Source organism: Nitrosomonas aestuarii, from assembly GCF_003046585.1.
Taxonomy (GTDB): domain Bacteria; phylum Pseudomonadota; class Gammaproteobacteria; order Burkholderiales; family Nitrosomonadaceae; genus Nitrosomonas; species Nitrosomonas aestuarii.
The window spans coordinates 142642-162130 of the sequence record NZ_QAAE01000005.1 but is presented as its reverse complement, the minus strand read 5'-3'; the positions used below and the strand labels follow the sequence as shown (position 1 = coordinate 162130).

Annotated in this window: 20 protein-coding genes and 1 tRNA gene; 7 read left to right on the top strand and 14 right to left on the bottom strand. The window is 45.1% G+C overall.

The window, feature by feature from the left end:
- Window positions 1-109 precede the first annotated feature (109 nt).
- The 4 genes from ygfZ (at window position 110) to C8R11_RS06420 (ending at window position 6146) form a co-directional block, all read left to right on the top strand.
- Window positions 110-1153 (top strand): CAF17-like 4Fe-4S cluster assembly/insertion protein YgfZ, encoded by a 1044-nt coding sequence (ygfZ, locus tag C8R11_RS06440; protein WP_342352460.1) that lies wholly within the window; start codon window positions 110-112, stop codon window positions 1151-1153.
- Between the two features lie 511 nt (window positions 1154-1664).
- Window positions 1665-4448: a response regulator gene (locus tag C8R11_RS06430; RefSeq protein WP_107794980.1), complete on the top strand. Its 2784-nt coding sequence runs from the start codon at window positions 1665-1667 to the stop codon at window positions 4446-4448.
- A 115-nt stretch (window positions 4449-4563) separates the two neighbouring features.
- Entirely contained in the window at window positions 4564-5742 is a 1179-nt protein-coding gene (locus C8R11_RS06425) for an acetyl-CoA C-acyltransferase family protein (RefSeq protein ID WP_107794979.1), read from the top strand.
- Between the two features lie 17 nt (window positions 5743-5759).
- Window positions 5760-6146, top strand: a complete 387-nt coding sequence (locus C8R11_RS06420; protein ID WP_107794978.1) for a hypothetical protein — start codon at window positions 5760-5762, stop codon at window positions 6144-6146.
- A gap of 17 nt (window positions 6147-6163) precedes the next feature.
- On the opposite strand, the gene C8R11_RS06415 is transcribed toward C8R11_RS06420, so the two are convergent.
- Genes C8R11_RS06415 through C8R11_RS06400 form a run of 5 tightly spaced genes read right to left on the bottom strand, consistent with a single transcriptional unit; the run spans window position 6164 to window position 9279 of the window.
- The gene (locus C8R11_RS06415) at window positions 6164-6334 is read right to left on the bottom strand and encodes a DUF3330 domain-containing protein (protein WP_090700411.1); all 171 of its coding nucleotides are present in this window, start codon (window positions 6332-6334) and stop codon (window positions 6164-6166) included.
- Window positions 6335-6373: 39 nt separating this feature from the next.
- Window positions 6374-7018, bottom strand: a complete 645-nt coding sequence (locus C8R11_RS06410; RefSeq protein ID WP_107794977.1) for a hypothetical protein — start codon at window positions 7016-7018, stop codon at window positions 6374-6376.
- Window positions 7011-7484 (bottom strand): universal stress protein, encoded by a 474-nt coding sequence (locus C8R11_RS06405; RefSeq protein WP_107794976.1) that lies wholly within the window; start codon window positions 7482-7484, stop codon window positions 7011-7013. Before C8R11_RS06405 ends, C8R11_RS06410 begins: the two co-directional genes overlap by 8 nt.
- 57 nt (window positions 7485-7541) lie before the next feature.
- Window positions 7542-7673, bottom strand: a complete 132-nt coding sequence (locus C8R11_RS16920) for a hypothetical protein (protein WP_280142074.1) — start codon at window positions 7671-7673, stop codon at window positions 7542-7544.
- 22 nt (window positions 7674-7695) lie between these two features.
- Window positions 7696-9279 (bottom strand): YeiH family protein, encoded by a 1584-nt coding sequence (locus C8R11_RS06400; RefSeq protein WP_107794975.1) that lies wholly within the window; start codon window positions 9277-9279, stop codon window positions 7696-7698.
- A 344-nt stretch (window positions 9280-9623) separates the two neighbouring features.
- On the opposite strand from C8R11_RS06400, the gene C8R11_RS06395 reads away from it, so the two are divergent.
- Window positions 9624-10175: a peroxiredoxin gene (locus C8R11_RS06395; protein WP_107794974.1), complete on the top strand. Its 552-nt coding sequence runs from the start codon at window positions 9624-9626 to the stop codon at window positions 10173-10175.
- A 107-nt stretch (window positions 10176-10282) separates the two neighbouring features.
- Window positions 10283-10654, top strand: a complete 372-nt coding sequence (locus C8R11_RS06390) for a TraR/DksA family transcriptional regulator (protein WP_090700422.1) — start codon at window positions 10283-10285, stop codon at window positions 10652-10654.
- Between the two features lie 32 nt (window positions 10655-10686).
- Here the strand turns inward: C8R11_RS06390 and C8R11_RS06385 are convergent, their stop codons facing one another.
- Together C8R11_RS06385 and trxB are read right to left on the bottom strand one after the other, a co-directional pair.
- Window positions 10687-11238, bottom strand: a complete 552-nt coding sequence (locus C8R11_RS06385; protein ID WP_107794973.1) for a Smr/MutS family protein — start codon at window positions 11236-11238, stop codon at window positions 10687-10689.
- A gap of 34 nt (window positions 11239-11272) precedes the next feature.
- Entirely contained in the window at window positions 11273-12223 is a 951-nt protein-coding gene (gene trxB / locus C8R11_RS06380) for a thioredoxin-disulfide reductase (RefSeq protein WP_107794972.1), read from the bottom strand.
- 272 nt (window positions 12224-12495) lie between these two features.
- Between trxB and C8R11_RS06375 the strand changes: the two genes are divergently transcribed.
- Window positions 12496-12571, top strand: a tRNA-Arg gene (locus tag C8R11_RS06375).
- A 143-nt stretch (window positions 12572-12714) separates the two neighbouring features.
- Here C8R11_RS06375 and cysG read toward each other — a convergent pair.
- From cysG to C8R11_RS06340, 7 genes are all read right to left on the bottom strand, one after another.
- The gene (cysG, locus tag C8R11_RS06370; RefSeq protein WP_107795025.1) at window positions 12715-14100 is read right to left on the bottom strand and encodes a siroheme synthase CysG; all 1386 of its coding nucleotides are present in this window, start codon (window positions 14098-14100) and stop codon (window positions 12715-12717) included.
- 27 nt (window positions 14101-14127) lie between these two features.
- Window positions 14128-14880, bottom strand: coding sequence for a hypothetical protein (locus C8R11_RS06365; protein WP_107794971.1), 753 nt, complete (start codon window positions 14878-14880; stop codon window positions 14128-14130).
- Between the two features lie 83 nt (window positions 14881-14963).
- Window positions 14964-15347, bottom strand: coding sequence for a type II secretion system protein (locus tag C8R11_RS06360; RefSeq protein WP_090699857.1), 384 nt, complete (start codon window positions 15345-15347; stop codon window positions 14964-14966).
- Between the two features lie 25 nt (window positions 15348-15372).
- Window positions 15373-15882, bottom strand: coding sequence for a type II secretion system protein (locus C8R11_RS06355; protein WP_090699858.1), 510 nt, complete (start codon window positions 15880-15882; stop codon window positions 15373-15375).
- Window positions 15883-15892: 10 nt separating this feature from the next.
- Window positions 15893-18205 carry a secretin and TonB N-terminal domain-containing protein gene (locus C8R11_RS06350; RefSeq protein ID WP_107794970.1) on the bottom strand — a complete coding sequence of 771 codons (2313 nt, stop codon included), beginning with the start codon at window positions 18203-18205 and terminating at the stop codon, window positions 15893-15895.
- Window positions 18202-18798, bottom strand: coding sequence for a hypothetical protein (locus tag C8R11_RS06345; protein WP_244907571.1), 597 nt, complete (start codon window positions 18796-18798; stop codon window positions 18202-18204). The genes C8R11_RS06350 and C8R11_RS06345 overlap by 4 nt, the downstream gene beginning before the upstream one ends.
- Window positions 18791-19333, bottom strand: coding sequence for a hypothetical protein (locus C8R11_RS06340; protein ID WP_107794969.1), 543 nt, complete (start codon window positions 19331-19333; stop codon window positions 18791-18793). The genes C8R11_RS06345 and C8R11_RS06340 overlap by 8 nt, the downstream gene beginning before the upstream one ends.
- Window positions 19334-19489 lie beyond the last annotated feature (156 nt).

Genomic DNA, 19489 nt, shown 5'->3' with positions numbered 1-19489 from the left:
CTGCTCACAAACAAAGCATGCTGCAACGTTACAAATCTGGTGGGTTGCATGTTTTTATTCAAACTGGATGTTCGTATAATTATGCGAATGACTAATTCTTTTTTTACACATGATGCAAAAAAACTGGCGCACTTTTTTACAAAATTATAATGCAGTTATTGATAACGATCGCGTGATCCAATTTGGAGATTGTCAGGCAGAGTTAAAGCATGCGCAGACAGAAACGATTCTGACTGACCTTTCTCATTATGGCTTGCTCTGTTTTTCCGGAAATGATACACAGGCTTTTCTGCAAAGTCAGTTAAGTTGTGATGTCATGGAGGTAAAGGCTGATCGAGCACAATATGGCAGCTATTGCACACCTAAGGGGCGCGTGTTGGCAAATTTTACCCTGTGGCAACGAAACGACGAATGGATGATGCAATTACCGATCAGTCTGTGCGAAGCCATACAAAAAAGATTATCGATGTTTGTTTTGCGTTCGAAGGTTCACATAAATGATTGCAGCGAGCAGTGGATTCGTATCGGTGTTGCCGGTATCGAAGCATGCAAACGTATTGAAGATGTCATGGAAACATCACTTCAAATCTGTCAGCAATTGCGCGTTATGCATACACCCAAAGCCAGCATTTTCTGTTACGCGCCAAATCGATTGGAGCTTCTTGTTTCTGAGGTATATGCTGGTGAGCTATGGCAGACATTAAGCAAAAATATTCATCCTGTTGGTGCTGCATGTTGGGACTGGATGCAAATACGTGCAGGCATTCCGGTTATCTTGACACCGACACAGGAACAATTTTTGCCGCAAATGATTAATCTGGATATTATCGGTGGTGTCAGTTTTAAAAAAGGCTGTTATCCGGGGCAGGAAATTGTTGCGCGCACCCAATATCTTGGAAAGCTGAAGCGTCGTATGTTTTTGGCCAATATAGCGACAAACAACCCTGTGTCAGCAGGTGATGACTTATTCGATATAGAAACGAACGATCAATCTTGCGGCAAAATTGTAAATGCTGCGCCTGCACCGAACGGCGGTTATGATGTGCTTGCCGTAATTCAGCACAGCAGTGTTGATGCAGGCAAAATTTATTGGAAAAATCCCTGTGGTCCTGTTCTCAGTATTGACTCATTGCCTTACACACTGGATGTGTGATTTCAGACGTTCGATATGGCGATGACAATAAGCGTGTTTTTCGTTTCTTCGACAGTATTCATCTCTTCTGGAAATTGGGCGGATTCCTGATATGTACCTGTTCCATCAATTTATTAATGATGAATCCAGTTAGCTTTTGAGCGTTGCTGGCGAGGCAGGTTTCGCTGATAAGGATTTTATGACCATACCTGCGTGCCGCAACACCATGCAACATAACATCCGTGAACGCTGTATACGTCATTACTCAGTTGATAAAGTGCTAAACGCGGTTTCAAAAAGTTGATTCTTGTTGCCGGATATGCAATCTATAAACTACCGGAAGTTCTTAAAGAAATTTAAAAAAAAACCGTTTTTAGCATTGCTGACAGAGAGCATCAATTGAGCAATGCATTATTCTGAACTTGATGGTTGCTTGAGACAACATAATTTTGAAGCAAATTATATGATCGCTTGAAATGTAAGGGTTCGCGCTTAATTTCAAGCTGTTTTATTTAGCAACCAAGGTAAGTCAATGAGTGTAATGAAAAATCCCATAAATGCCACTCAGTCAACAATGAATGAACAACTACTGCGTATTGCACGTATGACGCTAGGCAGTACGCTGGCTATTGTTGCAGTGGTGCTTATTATCGGAAATTTTGTTCTCAATCTTCTCTCGTTGATCAATTCGAATGAAACTAAAGCAAGCGCTTTTGCTGAAAATTTAGCGGCTTCTCTGGCGTTTGAAGATGTTGGCTCAGCACAGGAATTACTGGATTCCCTGGCAAGTTCGGATGATGTGACTGCAGCAGTGGTTTTTACGCGTGATCGTCAACAATTTGCCCGTTTTCAGGTCAATCAAGCGCTGTCGGAAGATTTTTTTACGCTGCCTGAAAAGAATCTGAAAACTAATTTGCATCATGTCAAGTTAGTACAACCGATTACTTTTCAACAAGAAAACTACGGCTATTTCTTTTTGGCAACAAGCTTGTCGGCCATTTACTGGCAAACGGCATGGTTAACATTAGTTATCTTGATCACTGCTGCACTCGCCATGATAACCAGTCACTTAATGTTGTATCGCCTGAATGCGGCTGTACTGGTTCCACTAACAAAGCTAAGTGATTTAATTGATTATGTTTCCATAAAAACTGATTTTAATATCCGTGCTGAGCATAGTGCCATCGTAGAGCTTAATACCTTGGCCAATGGATTTAATCATATGCTGGAACAAATCGGGCAGCGCGATAAACGTTTGGCGTACCAAAGAGATCAACTTGAGATAGAAGTGGGTGTGCGTACAGCGGAACTGGTTACTGCCAAAGAAGCTGCAGAAGCCGCTAGTCGTATCAAAAGTGAATTCCTGGCGACAATGAGTCATGAGATCCGTACGCCGCTCAATGGCGTGCTTGGCATGAACGAATTATTGTTGAATAGTGAATTAAATCCACAGCAAAAAATTTGGGCTGAGTCCGTGCAGTTATCGGGTCATCATCTGTTGGGTGTTATAAACGACATACTCGATTTCTCAAAGATTGAATCAGGTTATATGCAGTTGGAGTCTGTTGATTTTGATTTGGTGAATCTTGTTGAAGAAGCTGCGGCTATGTTCTCGAAGCAGGCCAAAGACAAAGACTTGGAGTTGGCTGTACAATTTTTGCCGCCCAACACACCGCTGAATCTGCAGGGTGATCCGTTCAGATTGCGACAGATCGTTATTAATCTTATTAACAATGCGATTAAGTTCACCAAAAAAGGAGAGGTTGTTGTTCGCACGACAGTTCAAGAAGAAACGGAAAGACAATTAAAAATACGAATATGTGTTGAGGATACAGGTATTGGCATTGCACCTGAAGCGATTAAAAAAATCTTTGAACATTTTTCACAGGCGGATGCGAGAACAACACGTCAATATGGTGGTACAGGTCTTGGCCTTACGATATGTAAGCTCTTAGTTGAATTGATGCATGGCCGGATCTGGGTGAATAGTGTCCCGGGGAAAGGGTCACATTTTTTTATTGAGTTACAGTTAGATAAGGCGCTTAATCCAGTGGCGGATAGAAGTGCCGACATGATGTTCAAAGATATTTACGCGTTAGTTGTTGACGATAATCAAACTAATCGTGAAATTCTGGTAAATCAACTGGCAAGCTGGAATATGCATGTATATTGTGCCTCTGGAGGATCGGAAGCGCTGCATATAATGAAGGAAGCTTCTAAAGATAATGTTTTATTTCATCTTGTGATTCTGGATATGCATATGCCCGGCATGAATGGAATGCAGTTAGCTTGTGCCATCCAGTTAGATGATCAGCTGGGTAAGCCGCATCTGATGATGCTGACATCGACCGCTTCAGATGGTGCTCAGCTAAAGAAAAGTAAAGAAATTGGTATCTCGCGTTACATTCATAAGCCCATTCGGCAAAGCGATCTCTATAATGTCATTGCAGATATCCTGTCGGCTGCGCCAGTTGATTCTCAATTTCCTGTTGTAAATAAAAAAATTCATGAAAAAGACTTGCAAGGTGTTGTGTTGCTGGCAGAGGATAATCCGGTTAACCAACAAGTCGCACGCGCTATGCTGCAAAGTGTCGGTCTGCAAATGGAACTGGCTTCTAATGGGCAAGAAGCTTACCAAATGGTAAAAAATAATTATTATGACTTGGTTTTTATGGATTGTCAGATGCCAGTTATGGATGGTTATGAGGCGACAAAATTGATCCGGGAATTACCTGATAACCGTGGCAATCTTTCAATTGTCGCTTTGACAGCTAATGCTTTATCGGATGATCGTCAAAAGTGCCTGGATGTTGGCATGAATGATTTTTTGTCGAAGCCTTTCTCATTGACACAATTGCGGGCAATGCTGGAAAGGTGGCTGCCAAAGCAGGAACTGAGTGAACAGGTGGAAAAAGAGAGTAATGTTGATATTGAAGAGCATGATGGATATCAAAAAGTTGAGCATTCAGTAATTAATCAGGAGAAACTGACCACGCTGAGTTCGCTTGATACCGATGGTAGTAATTATCTGTTAAAAAATGTGTTATCTGTTTTTCAATCTTCAGCGCCACAAACAATGTCTCAACTCAATCAGGCTATGCTTGCCAAAGATTCCGAGGCGTTACAACGGGCTGCACACACATTAAAATCCAGTGCAGCTAATGTCGGAGCAGAACAACTTGCCCATTTATGCAGACAGATTGAATCATATGCATCTGAAGAGCAAATGGAATCTGTGCAGAAATTAATATTTACGCTTAATCATGAGTCTGAAAAGGTTTTTAATGAACTTCATTCGTTAGTGGACGACATGTAATCAGACGTTTATCATCTTTAGCCAACAGCAGGCTTCCCAGTTACAAAGCAGGATAGTCTTTTGAAGTAAAATACAGATTGTCGTCTAGTCAAGATCATAAAACAGAGGAAATCGCATGCGTGAAGTAGTTGTGCTGAGTGGTGTACGAACAGCGATTGGAGATTATGGTGGTGCACTTAAAGATATTGCGCCCGCCGATCTGGCGGCAAAAGTTGTCACTGAAGCAGTGAAACGGGCCGGAATAAATCCTGATGAAATTGGACATGGTGTGTTTGGGCATGTTATTCACGGCGAAATACGCGACATGTATCTGGCGCGTGTTGCCTGCGTGAATGGCGGGTTGCCGCAACATGCTGCTGCACTTACTGTCAATCGCTTGTGTGGCAGCGGGCTACAGGCCATTATATCCGCAGGTCAGCATATCCTGTTAAATGATACCGATATTGCCGTCGCCGGGGGCGTCGAATCAATGAGTCGCGGTGGATATCTACTGCCTGCATTGCGTTGGGGGCAACGTATGCACGACGGTGGGACAGTCGATATGATGGTGGGTGCGTTGACTGATCCTTTTGAGTACGTGCATATGGGTGTAACCGCAGAAAATATTGCGCGAAAATGGCAGATCAAACGAGAGGAGCAGGATGCTTATGCAGTTGAAAGCCATCATCGTGCCGTTCATGCTATTCAACAGGGTTTTTTTAAAGACCAGATCTTGCCTGTTGAAATAGTAAACCGAAATAATGTGACCGTTTTTGATACTGACGAACATCCTCGTGAGAATGTAAGCCTGGATTCTTTGGCTAGACTAAATGCAGTTTTCCAGAAGGGGGGTACGGTCACGGCAGGAAATTCCTCGGGTATTAATGATTGTGCAGCAGCAGTTGTTTTGATGGAACGTAAACTCGCTGAAAAACGTAATCATCAAGCAATGGCGCGACTGGTTTCTTACGGACATGCAGGTGTTGACCCGCAGTTTATGGGCATGGGGCCGGTGCCGGCGGTTCAAAAAGCGCTCAAACAGGCAGGTCTTGATATAAATGATATTGATGTGGTTGAATCAAATGAAGCTTTTGCAGTACAAGCCTGTGCGGTTGCAAAAGAATTACATTTTGATCCTGCTAAAACCAATCCGAGCGGAGGCGCTGTTGCATTAGGTCATCCTATCGGCGCAACGGGTACAATTCTTACGATCAAAGCGATGTATGAATTGCATCGAACAGGCGGACAATACGCGCTTGTAACGATGTGTATTGGTGGTGGTCAGGGTATTGCTGCAGTGTTTGAGCGTTTGTAACAGATGAGGGATATGAGGTGAAGCTACTATCGATATTGTTATTGCTGGTGTTGCCTTTAAGTGGGTGGGCCGAAAATGAGAAGCAGATTTTCCAAATAGAAAGAGCGCTGATGCGTGTCCAGCAAGATGCGCAGGCAACACATCAGCAATTTCTGATGATTCAGGAATTACGCCGCAATGAAATGCTGGGCTCGCCAGTTGCAGAATTTCCCAGTGCGACTGTAGAGAACGTGCCCATTCCGAAATATGAAGAGATGATGCGGCGCCAACAGGAAAGAAAAGACCGTGTTGAACAATATACAGCTGATTTGGATCGGCTTTATACTCGTTTTAGAGCGCTGGAGGAAGAAAGACTGATGCTTATGGAGCAAATTAATCAGCTTGAGCAATCGCCTGCGGATTAGTCCCGTCGAAAAATGTATTAATCTTTTTTTTCATTCTGTTCTTTCCATTTGGCATAACAGTCCAGACTGCAGTAATGCACTACATAATCACTGGCTTCGTCACTCTTGGCTTCTGAAACAGGAATTTCTTTCATGCAAATTTCGCAGGCAATTGTTTCCGGATCAATGGGTCTTCTTTCTTCGGTCATGATTTTATCCTCAGTATTTTTTGATTTTTATAGCAGCTTTTATTCAGTATATTCCAGATAATATACTGCAGCACCCAATAAAATCAAAGCCAGTTCAAAAAAAGTTACCCAAAATAAAATGTATGTAATGCGGCGCCCCATTGGTTTCATAGGTTGCCAGACATGGTGCATAAACCAGCGCCATGGTCCGTAGCGTGACCATTTCTTCCAGTAGATTAAAAACTGGTGTAAATCATTCGCCCATACGGTCAGGCTTTTATCAACCAGATGTAATTGTTGCGTACGTTCATTTTCAGGCAAACGGTCGTAATAGTCTGTGATGGTTAATATTGATTGATTTTTTTGCTGTGTTGCCTGCTGACCCTGGAGTGGTTGAATGATAAGCGTCGTACGGGTTTTCAAACCATGTGCATACTCGACCTCAATGCCATCAGAAAGTTGTCTGATTGCGAGTGTCAATTCGAAATCAAATGGCGGGTCCTGGCTGATGTTTTGTCCAGAAAAGTAATAACGATTAGAACCTAAAGATTGCCATTTTTTGAAGTTGAGCATAGGGTTGATGCGAAACAACCGCTCAATATCCTTACAGAATAGTTTTAGTTCTGCGGTACTCAATGGTGCATAAATGACAACCCATGCGGCGTCCCTGTTGTCACAACTGTTCGCTTCTTTCTGTTCATTCATCGCTAGGATATGGAGCAATGAGCAAAGCGGTTTGTATTGCTTGCATCATTTTTTTTGTCAACATGCTGGAGTGTAAACCCTGTAAGCCGGGTGTACCTTTGGGACGCGACGAGCCGAGTACAAGCAGGTCATATGCGTATGCTTTTTCGCGCTGCAGCAATGCATCATCCGGTTTTCCAAACAGGATGATGCTGCTATAGGTTAATTCATGCGCGGTGATTTTCTGATGCAGCCGGTCACATTGCTGATCAATTTCCAGGCCTAATTCCGATTGCAGATATTCGCAAAACTGATCCCGTGTGGCACCGTTATTGAGCCAGTCGTCGCCTGTCATGCTTTGCCAGAATTCAGGAACGACAATGAGATGGTCGATCACTGCCCCTCTGGCGCAGACCTGCACGGCCATATTTTCAGCAGCAATGGCACCTTTAGTACCGTGGCTGGCAAGCAGAATACGTTCGAACATAAGTTTTTGGTTGCCTCATAGCCTGAATATAAGTCAAGAGACTATGGCTTCAATGCATCAATAGCTGAAGTAAATGACCATTGCCAAGACAAAAGCCAGGATCAGTGCCATAACATCTTCTTTACGATCGCTCCCAAAAATTGATAATGCTGATCCACGTTCAAAGCTTTTGATAGTATCTTTCTGCATAATTGCTTTCCTTTAACTTGTTTCAGACTGCTTCGCTGACCAACAGCATGACTACAATCAGGGATAATGCCGCTTTAATAAAACCGACGATGCCGCCAATAATTGCAGGCTCGCCGCCTGCCTGTTTCATTGAGCTGACCGTAATCTGCATGCCAAGGCCTACCAGGCCGAATGCAAACAACCAGGTAATCCATTGCCGGAATGCTTCTATTTTCTGCGCGGTATGCCGCACCGCCTTATGGGCAGCTGTCAGAATGCGATTAGCTTGGTCAGATAAGATTTGTGCATTGATCATGCCACGCACGGTATTATCGTCTTCGACAGACATGATTTTGCCGTTTTCGATCAATCGTTCCAGTGCGGCAATATGATCCGTACGTTCGATGACTCTCGCTTCTAATTGTAATATTTGAATCTGTTCAGGTTTTAACAGGTGTTCTTGTTTGAATCCCTGTTCTGCTGTATTGCCAAAATATTTACCTTGGTAATGACTTGCCGGTGCAAAGATTCCTGTGGTGGAAAGCGCAAACATCAGCATGAAACCCAACACAAAGACTGGGAATTTTGTTATGACAATGCGACCGACATTCACTTGCGTTGTTGTAGTGCCTTCCCGTTTGACATACCAGACGGCCAGCCAGAGCACGATAACCGGTAAAATCAATACGCGGGTTATATTGAAAATTTCGGCGACCATTAAAGTTTCGATACCATCTGGCTGAAACGCCATTGCTGCACCGGCGACTTGAGCAGAATTTAATATGCCTGTGCCGGCCCATGCACCAAATTGCACATAACTCATATTCAGTAAATGGCCGATAATCGGAAACAGAAACATGCAACCCACGCCCCATAATAAAATGGTGCCAATGGTATAAGCGATTTCGACGGGTTTGGCTTGCACAACAGGCGCAACCGCTACAGTTGCTGATACACCGCAAACACCCATGCCGGCAGAGAGTACGCCACCCATTGAATTGGAGATATTACGCCGTGCACCTATCCACAAGACAATACCGACCGAACCCAGGACAAAAAAGCCGATCATGAAGATAGAAAGTCCGCCGAGATTTTTTAATTCGGCTGCACTGTAGAGCGCACCCAGAAGAATCACGCCGGTTTTGAGTCCGAGGCGGGATAAGCGGACGCCGTTTTTTGCCCATTCCGGTATTTTGAAAACATTGGCAATAATGATGCCGGCGACAATACCCAGAACGACGTAGTTAAGACCGAGCAGTTCGTGAATATATTTGCCGGTGTCGCCTATTTCGCCAAAGTCCACACCGATTACCTCGATTTGCGGTGCGATAAACCAGCGTACCAGCATGGTAATGAATAAAATCAGCATTCCACCCGCAATTGTGGAGAAATAATAATCCAGGTGCCCTTCCTTGTGTGTACCCAGCCAATGCCAAAGACCCGTAAAGACGGCCACCAAACCAAAATAAAGCGGTAATGAAGTGAGCTCATTTAGATATTTATATTCCTTGCCAGATGCGAGATATTCCAATAACGGGGCCAACAAGCCTGTGTCCGTAGAAAACCAGATAGCGAGCATCAACAGGCCAATGATTAATAGTGCAGGGTTTCTTTGGGTGTAGATCATGATAATTTACTGATGAATGGTTTTGCTGCGTACAATTACAAAACGTTTATTTAAGTTAAAACATAACGTTAGTTATTCCGGGTATCCTGATGTCTGAGGCGCTATTGGATTGTATATTATTATATATAATAGCTTTTTAACTGGATAGGCCAGGCAGGCTTTTCAGGTGGAGAGGTTAATAGTTTGTCAGTTTTACCATTGAGGTCATTGATGAAATTTTGACAATTGTTTGTAACTGGCATCTTGGTTCAATTTATCCTATGATTGGTGTTTGATGTGAGGTAGTGCGCTGAGAGTCTCAATATTGACAGCGTGCGCGTTTTAATCAACTTTGGAGCAACGGAATGGTGTGGTTGTTCATCATCATCATAGTGTTAGTCTTGATTATTTGGTTTTATTTATCAGGACGCGGTTCACTTGCCCCGGGTCAGTTGGCGCCTGATTTTGAATTAGCAGATCAGAATGGTGAATTACATTCGCTTACTGAATTCAGAGGTAAGTGGCTGGCACTGTATTTTTATCCAAAAGATGATACGCCAGGCTGTACCCGTCAAGCCTGCGGCTTTCGTGATGGTTTTCATAAATTGAAAGCACTGGATGCTGAAGTCGTCGGTATCAGCATAGATACAGTTGACAGTCATGCGCAGTTTGCGAAGAAATTCGGTTTGCCGTTTCGATTACTGGCTGATACAAGGGCAGAAACGGCTGCGCGTTATCACTCGCTGCTGAACCTGGGGATAGTTAAATTCGCCAAACGCAATACTTTTTTAATTGATCCTCTGGGCACAATCGCTAAAGCATACATTTCAGTAAATGCGACGCGTAATGCAGCGGATATTGTTTCAGATTTAGAGCGTCTTAAAATTAGCGAAGTAAACGGAATAAAGGAATATTAAATCAGTATCATTGGCTGGAAACTATCGCGATCATTTGAAATCTATCTAAGGTTGAAAAACTGATCGCAAACAAACGATACATTCATGTCATTTAGGAGGTGCATGTAATGGCAAATTTTACAGAAGAACAATTAGCGCAAATCAAATCCGCGCTGCACAAGCGTTATTTGGAACTGCAAGCGGAAATTCGCAGTGAATTGGTGGAAAGCAGCGAGGAATTTAATATTAATCAGGCAGATGATATTAATAATATTTTGGCTGACGTGGACACTGCATTGATTGATAAGCAAATCAATGAAATGCGGGAGCTGGAAATGTCAGAGAAATATCTGATGGAGCTTGAATTTGGTGATTGCGCTGATTGCGGTGAAGAAATTGGGTTTGAACGATTAATCGCGAATCCTTCCGCGCAACGCTGTATCGAATGTCAGAGGAAATATGAGAAAACTTTTCCGCATGAATCGAATCCATCACTATAACTGTGAAGACAGTTTATTGCGTGCGCTCTTCTTTATCGCCCTTTCAGTAAAACCATTACTGCACCTCTTCCGCCATCTTCCGGTCTGGCCTGACAAAAAGCAAGCACGGCATGACATTGTGCCAGCCAGCTGCCAATTTTGTTTTTCAGTACAGGCATACGGTCTTTAGAATTCAGTCCTTTGCCGTGAATGATCTGTACACAACGGATATTTCTTTCTAAAGACTCGTCCAGAAAAACCGCCAATTGCCGCTTTGCAGCTTCTTGTGTGAGTCTGTGCAGATCCAGCCTGTGCTGAATACGCCAGTAGCCTCGTTTTAAGCGGCGCAAAGTTTGTCGTGAAACACCTGGTCGCAAAAAAGACCATTCATCATCCGCGCCAATTTCCAGGTTAACTGTATTGGACTCGGCGTCAGCATCAGACAATTGCTCGCGAAGGTTCTTGCGTCGGGGTCTGGGTGTTGGTTTCTTAAGTGTGAGGACAGTCTTGTCAGGCGCGGTTAGTGGCGCAACATCTTGCATCGCAGCGCGAAATAACGCTTCGTCATCTATTTCTGTATTGGTTGTATCATCCTTTGAGGACATATCATTAATTGATTCATGTGTTCATGGTGACAAATTATTCCATCAGATCGAAGTATTTTTCTGTGTCCAAGGCAGCCATGCAGCCACTCGAGGCACTGGTTACTGCCTGACGGTAAATATGGTCCTGTACGTCGCCTGCTGCAAATACTCCGGGGATGCTGGTTGCGGTTGCGTTGCCCTGATTGCCGCCCTGCGTGATGATATAGCCATTCTCCATTTCCAGTTGACCGTTAAAAATGTCCGTATTGGGTTTATGTCCAATGGCGATAAAAACGCCGTGGAGATCAATCATCTTAGTGGTGTCGTTCTGTGTGTTTCTGATGCGCATGCCAGTAACACCCGCATCATCACCGAGTACTTCGTCCAGCACAAAGTTCAGCTCAAGCTTGATATTACCGCTTCTGACTTTTTCCATCAGCTTATCTATGAGAATCTTTTCAGAGCGAAATTGTTCCCGGCGATGCACCACAGTGACACTTCTTGCGATGTTAGACAGATAAAGTGCTTCTTCTACAGCGGTATTGCCACCGCCAATAACGGCGACATCCTGATCTTTATAAAAAAAACCGTCGCAGGTTGCGCAGGCAGATACGCCGCGGCCCATAAATGCTTCTTCTGATGGAATACCCAGATACTTTGCAGTTGCACCTGTAGCGATTATCAACGCATCGCATGTGTACGTGCCTTGGTCGCCCGTCAGCGTAATAGGTTTTTCCTTAAGTCTGGCGGTATGAATGTGGTCAAAAATAATTTCAGTATTAAATCGCTCAGCATGCTTCTGAAAACGTTCCATAAGCTCAGGGCCCTGCACCCCCATCGCATCTGCCGGCCAGTTATCCACATCTGTTGTCGTCATAAGTTGACCGCCTTGTTCCAGTCCGGTGATAATGACGGGATTTAAATTTGCACGGGCTGCATAAACTGCGGCTGTATAGCCAGCCGGGCCGGAACCGAGGATTAATAGTGGGCAGTGTCTTGTTGTCATAATTTAAACCATTTTTGTGTAAATCAGTGAACTATACTGAGTAACGCTTATGATCTCAAGATTCAAACTTGCTAAATCTGTATTCCTATAAAATTGATAACAAGAAAAGCGCAGGGCAGGCATGTCAACAGTGTCATGTGTTTTATAATAACTTGTGAAGTAAAAAAACAGTGATTTGTGGCGGCTAAAGGTAGGCTTTGGCAGGACTTGGAAAGTATTCGCGGCTTATACAATGTGAAATACTCGCGTAGAATTATGGTTCTGGTAGCATAGCCCTGGTAGCTCAGTGGATAGAGCAACCCCCTCCTAAGGGGTAGGTCGCACGTTCGATTCGTGCTCAGGGCGCCATTAAATCAATAGGTTGTAGGATATTGCATAAGTCAGTACATTGTGGAGCCACTGGTGCTAATTCAGTAACAAGTAAGCTTCAAGATAGGGTAGTACTAAGCGAAGTACATTACATCCTGCAGAATCATGGTAATCGAAGCATTCTAATCCGGCTCAAACCAGGCAAGCTTTTGGTGTAATCGGACAACTTCCCCGACAATAATGAGTGTCGGCGGTGTCAATTGCGCAGTAGCGGCCAGATTCGGGAGTGTATCCAGTGATCCCGCTACAATTTTCTGCGTCTGTGTGGTGCCTTGCTGAATAATGGCTGCGCAGGTAGAGGATGGCAGTCCATGTGCTATTAACTGTTGGCACAGTACCGGCAGTCCGAGCAGTCCCATGTAGATGACAATGGTCTGATTGGGGCGGGCCAGAGAAGACCAGTCGAGATCAATAGAATTGTTTTTCAGATGACCGGTGACAAAAATGCAAGACTGTGCATAATCCCGATGTGTCAGGGGTATGCCTGCATAGGCTGCCACGCCGGAAGCCGCGGTTATGCCGGGCACGACCTGGAACGGAATTTGATGACTGGTCAGGGTTTCAATTTCCTCACCGCCGCGGCCGAAAATAAAAGGATCGCCACCCTTGAGCCTGAGTACGCGCTTGCCTTCATTTGCCAGCCGCACCAGCAGTTGATTGATGGATTCCTGCGCCAGGGTATGACGGTTACGCTCTTTGCCGGCGTATATGCGCGCGGCATCGCGCCGCACCATTTCAAGAATTTCAGGTGACACCAGCCGGTCATACACTACCACATCAGCCTGTTGCATCAGCCGCATGGCGCGGAATGTCAGCAAATCCGGATTGCCAGGACCTGCACCGACCAGGTAGACTTCTCCCGCGGGTGCATCATCTTTTTTATTTTCCAACAATTTTTGGAGATGGATTTTTGCTGATTGATCTTTGCCAGCTAGCACCATTTCAGCAAATTTCCCCTGCAGTACGTTTTCCCAGAACAAACGTCGATTCTCTTTCTGAGCGAAATGTTGTTTGACCTGCTGGCGAAATTGCGCTGCAAGCGAGGCCAGACGGGCATAGGCATGTGGAATCAAAGTTTCCAGCCGTGCGCGAAGCAGTCTGGCAAGCACCGGTGACTGTCCACCGCTCGAAATGGCGATCATCAACGGCGAACGGTCGACAATGGCGGGCATGATAAATGTGCATAAATCCGGGTTATCAACCACATTGACAGGAATGTTGCTTGCTTTGGCGGACTCGGAAACCTTGCGATTGACTGCATGATCATTGGTTGCAGCGATCACCAGCGTACAACCTGTTAGATGTCCAGGTTCAAATGGTTGTGCATGGTAGGTGATTTTTTGCTGCTGCAGCAGTGCTTGCAGTTCCTCGTCCAGCGATGGCGATACGATGTGAACATTAGCTCCCGCGCTATGCAACAGTATGGTTTTGCGCAGAGCGACTGAACCGCCGCCGACCACCAGACAGGGTTGATTGCGTACGTTCAGGAATATAGGTAAAAAATCCATTTTTGTCAGAATCCGTTTTTGTACCAATTATTGCGCAAATGGATTCTGGCCAGCACCAGCGGGTGGCGATGAAGATGGTGCAAAAGGGGATGCGGGTGTGCCGCCTTGGGTACCCTGTCCCGGCCTTCTTGATGTGCCGCCGGGCGTTCCGAAAGGCGATGACCCCGTTCCGGATGCACCCTGTTGTGTTTGCCGGGAGGCATTATTATCGTTGCCGGTTTGCTGCGTATGCACAAATTGCCAGTCCTGATAGGTTTCAGCCTCGGTAAATTTGGCAAAATGGTCTGGAAAATTTTCTTTTTTCCGGGGTGTTTTACTCGACAGACTGTAAACCCCCACAATCCCTTTGCTGCCGCTGCTTCCGAGGTTGCTGCCAACACCGCTGGTATTATTTGCGCTATTGATGTCACTGTTTTGACCGCTGTTCTGTCCTTGTACCTGCTGTTGCGGCAAATCATCTTCCTCCACCAACCCCCATTCATCGGTCATTGTCATCGGATCAATATAAATTTTTCTCAGATGTCGCTGTATCACCGGCCCACGCTTGTCTTCAAGGAGCTGATCCAGTGACTCCGGATACTGTCTGATCCCGGTTAGCTGGTTGCTATGGTAGGACATGATCGCTTTTCTGAACTGGTCACCGATAAAAAGCAGTTCCATTTCTTTTTCCCGCTGGATTTTCGTCTGCCACAACTGGCCGGTCCCTGCCATCACAACCCCTGCCACGGTAACAGCAAACAACGCCCAGAGATAAATAATACCTTTTTCCATGTTATTCATAACATCTATGTTGCTGTAGATTCGGAGTTGTAAGTATGAAAATATAAGAAAAAATCAAAAGGCTATATCTCATTGCCGACAAATTACCATTCTTCATAAAACGTGCCATCCAGCGCTCTGCCAGTAAAACCGCTATGCACATCATAAACACCTTCTTCATCCTCATTTTGAGGCGGCATCTCAATCCAAGTGGTATTACTCTCAGTCATTGGATCGATTGGAATACTGCGCAGATAGCGCTTGTCAACCAATTCTTCCAGGTCAAGGGGATATTTGCCAGAATCCGCATAGAACTGGTCAATTGCGTCGCGCATAATTTTAAGATCCTGGCGCAACACCGCTTCCTTGGCCTTTTCTATCGATTCGAAATAACGCGGCGCGACAATGCTCAGTAAAGTAGCAATAATGGCCATAACCACCAGCAGTTCGATCAACGTGAATCCGGTTTGCTTACGTAGCCTTGTCATCAAAGTCATTGCAAACACCAATCTATCACCACTTGTTATATTCGATGCCGTTCAGGCCAGTGGCTTCCGATAAGGAATAAACGTCAAAAACGTCCTCACCCTCCTGTGGATTTTCCGCCGAGCTTTCATAGCTGCGTTTTCCCCAGGTATCTGCAGCCGGAGTTTCTTCGATCCCGGCAACATCAAGCGCTTCAAACATCGGATCGCGCGGTAGCCGTCGTAAAAAATAAATCATTTTTTTCTCAGTGTTTTTGATATCCGGAACACCGATTACAAGATCTTCAAGTGTTGGCGGATAGCCGGAATCATCCGCTGCTTTTTCGATATGTCCATCATCTACCGCCTGTTTGTAGGCATCAATCGCATTGCGGATCTGACGTAATGCGACTCGCAAATCATGCTCTTTTTCACGCTTTACGGCTAATTCACGCAACGGCATAGCTGCTGTGGCGAGTACAGCCATAATTGCCACCACAATCATCAGTTCAATGAGTGTAAAGCCACGCTGATGGGGCGATTGATTGAAATGAAACATGTGTAGTACGTTATTGAATTTTGATAGTCGCAGGCGAAGGCAATGTGATCTCGACGGATTCTCCGCTCTCAGTATCTTCGCCAGTTGCACTTTGGACATTGATTTCCGTTTCGCCCGGATTAGCTGTAATGACTTTAAACCGTAACTGCGCAGCCATCCCGGTTGGTTGATCCTTGCCAAACTTAATGGTATGCGTTCCACTGTTTTCCGAACTGTCCAGCAATTCAAGCATGTCTGTTTCGTAACTTACTTGTGCCTCACCACTCACGGAGGCTCGAGCACCGACCATTCTGACTCTCACCGAAAACTCCCTGTCTAAAGCGATATTACTTGGAGCCTGAATGGATAATGTTGGTTCACCCGCATTGGCTGCCGTTTGCTGCGCAAATGGATTGGGAGAAACCTGTGGTCTGGTCGGTGACAGCGCTTGCGCGCCTCTGCTTAATAAGGATGCAGCGCCACCTCGGCCGGGAGGGCCTGCAGGCGCCAGTGCCAGCCCACCGGCTGAAGTCTTGCGTATTCTGACCGGTAATTTTCCTGCTTCATTGGAAGTGCCAAAATGAAATTCGCTTTCCAGGTTAGTTTGTTGCGAAACATTACGTATGATTCGCGGGGTAATCAGTAAAACAACTTCACGTTTTCTACGAGTCGTTCCTTGTCCCGAGGTTAATCGATCAAGTCCCGGGATATTGATCAGGCCAGCCAGACCACGAACATCTCTATTTTCACTTTCTTCAAGCAAGCCAGCTAGTACTTCGGTTTCACCGTCTTGTAATGTCAGCAAAGTTTCCGCATTGGTTGTTGTAATGATAGGTGCTGTGGCACCGCCTGGCCCGGATTCTTCTCCAACGATGGAACTTACTTCAAGCTGAACTTTCATCATCACTTCATTATTTGAACTGATAATAGGTTCAATATCCAGCTTTGTACCGACATCAATATAAGTCGGTGTTGAGGTAATTACATTACTAACCCCTCCGCCTGCGACACTGGCCGAAAAAATCGGTTGTCTTGTGCCAATATGAAATTTCGCCGCTTCACGATTCTTAACCCGTATGCGTGGATTGGCGAGCACATCACCTAATGTTAGGTTATGCATGAAATCTATTAAAACTTGGTTGCTGATAGTGAAATTTCTGAATTTTGGCAGTGAATCAATTTGACTCAGTTTTACCGCTGCATCTGCGGCGGCGCCAACCGCAGTGCCAGTACCCGGCACAAAGCTAAACGTAGTGCTTTGCGGGAGCCTGGGGCCCAATTGAAATATATTATCACGCGTGATTGATAATATGGTCACTTCCAGCATTACTTCCGGTTCGGGAAGGTCGTTAAGCGACACCAGTCTTTCAACCACACGAATCGCTTCCAGCGTATCGCGCATGATAAACAGATTGAGCTGTTCGTTGACATAAATATCCTTCGCTTTCACCAGCCCTCTGACCATCGCTACCATTTGCTTGACGTCGGTATACGCGATCTGAAAGCTGCGCACCACCAGTTCCTGATATTCCTTTTGTTTTGCCGGTGTATTCGGATAAATCAGCAAGGAATTTTCATTCAACCGGGTATAGGCCAACTGGTTGGTCATTAGCAATAGTTTAAGGATATCCTCGACGGTATTGTTACGAACAAAAACCGAAACTTTAGCCTCCTGCCGCACATCTTTGTCAAATACAAAATTGACGCCGGCGGTGCGTGACATGATTTCAAAAACCGATTTCAGTTCTGTATCCTTGAATTCCATCGACAAAGGTTTCTTGAATGCTGTTTCCAGTGTCAGATCGGTACTTTCAGCCCGTACAATTTGCTGGTTAATCTGTTTAATCAATTCACGTGCATTCGCCTGCATCGGATTTTCCTGCAGTACTGTTCTCACGGCTGCCTCCGCACCTTCCACATCATTGCGCTTCAGAAGTTCCTGCGCATATTCCACGGATGCAATATGATTACGTTCCTGCCTGATCGTATCCAGACCTGCAAGGGCTCTTTCATTACGCGGAAACAAATCGAGTATGCGGTAATATTGTTCTTCTGCCAAATCCAGATCGCCTGACAAGCGCGCATTGTTTGCATCAAAAAGCATTGTGTCGGCTACTATGTCGCGCTGCCGTATAAGTACTGTACGGATCTCCTTGTTGTTGGGTTCTTCCTGTGCCGCCTGCTCCAGTCTGAGCAATCCCAGCTCCAATTCACCACTTTGAATCAATAGCTGGCCTTCTTCAAAAGCCTTGTTCCGGGTGCCAAATGTTTTATTATTGATTGCACATCCGCCGGCTGTTAAAGCTAATATCAATAAAAAAACAGTACATCTATTCACTCTCATCGAAAATTCCCTGCTTGCTTATCATTTATAGGAAGAACCTGCTTGGCATTCAGCGGCAAATAAGTCACCGTAACCGATTCATTATTGATGGCATCCAGACGATATTGCTCATCAATGTTTTCACCAATTCTGGCAATATAATTTTCATTTTCCTGCGTGAGAAAAACCCAGGTCCTGTTACCCTCAATGGCCTTGCCGATATATTTAAATTGCAGCGGTGGTGGTGTCGGCGCAGGTGGAGCAGCCTTGATCTTGGCCTTGGCGCGCTGCTGCTGCGCCATGATAGCCTGTTGTTGCGCGCTTACCGGCGGCCGTTTTGGCGCCCATGAAGTTGCTGCAAACAATTCTCCGGCCTGAGGATCGAATGTCCTTTGCCCAAGTTGCGCAACGTCCAGATATTCATTCTTTATTTCTTGTCTATTTGTGTCTCTGGGTGAAGACCGGGTTGATTTTTGCGTCGTCACAGGTTGCGCCTGGTCAACGGTTATTTCTGCTTCATCTTCGACCAGGACAACGGCAATCAGCGTTACAATCAAGGCTGCACCAATAATCGTCTTGCGCTTTTTCTCAGCTGGATCCATGGGCTCATTCATTCAGATAAAGACTCATTTCAAAACGTACTTCAAGCTGTGTTGACTGCACGTTGTCACGTTTAATGGCGAAACCCGTAATCGCCATAGCCGGCAAAGTTTCCAGTGCATCCGCCATGAAAGCGCGAATTTGTGAATAACGCCCTCTGACAGGCAAAATTATTTCATACCGGGATAATCGCCAGTCCCGTTCAAACGTTAACCGGAAATCGCTGCTGTTGATTTCAACGCCATTTTTTTGCGCCACACGTACCAGTTCACGAACCCAGAATGGAGAAGAATCAAAACGGGGGAAAAATTCATAAAATGCCTGTAATGCCTGATCATTCGTTAATATCCTTTCTGCTGCAGGTATATCACCGGATTTTTTAGACTGTAATTGCATTTTCAGCGTTTCGGCACGTTCCTTGAGTGCTGCCAGTGTATTTTTTTCCGGCTGCACAGCGCCCATAAAAAAAATTCCTGCAACAACCAGCAGCCCCACGCCGATTTTACCCATGTTTCCAAGGCGCGCCGCCTGCCAGCGCAGTTGCTGCATTAAACGATTTGCTTGAAACTGTATTAAATCGTATTTCAACCTAAAAATCTCTGTTGGGTGGTGTTTAGAGTGCGTTGATGTTTTTTTTGGGCGAAGCGCAATGAAGCGTAATAACTGCTCATTACAATGAATCGCAACGCAGCGAAAAACAAACGA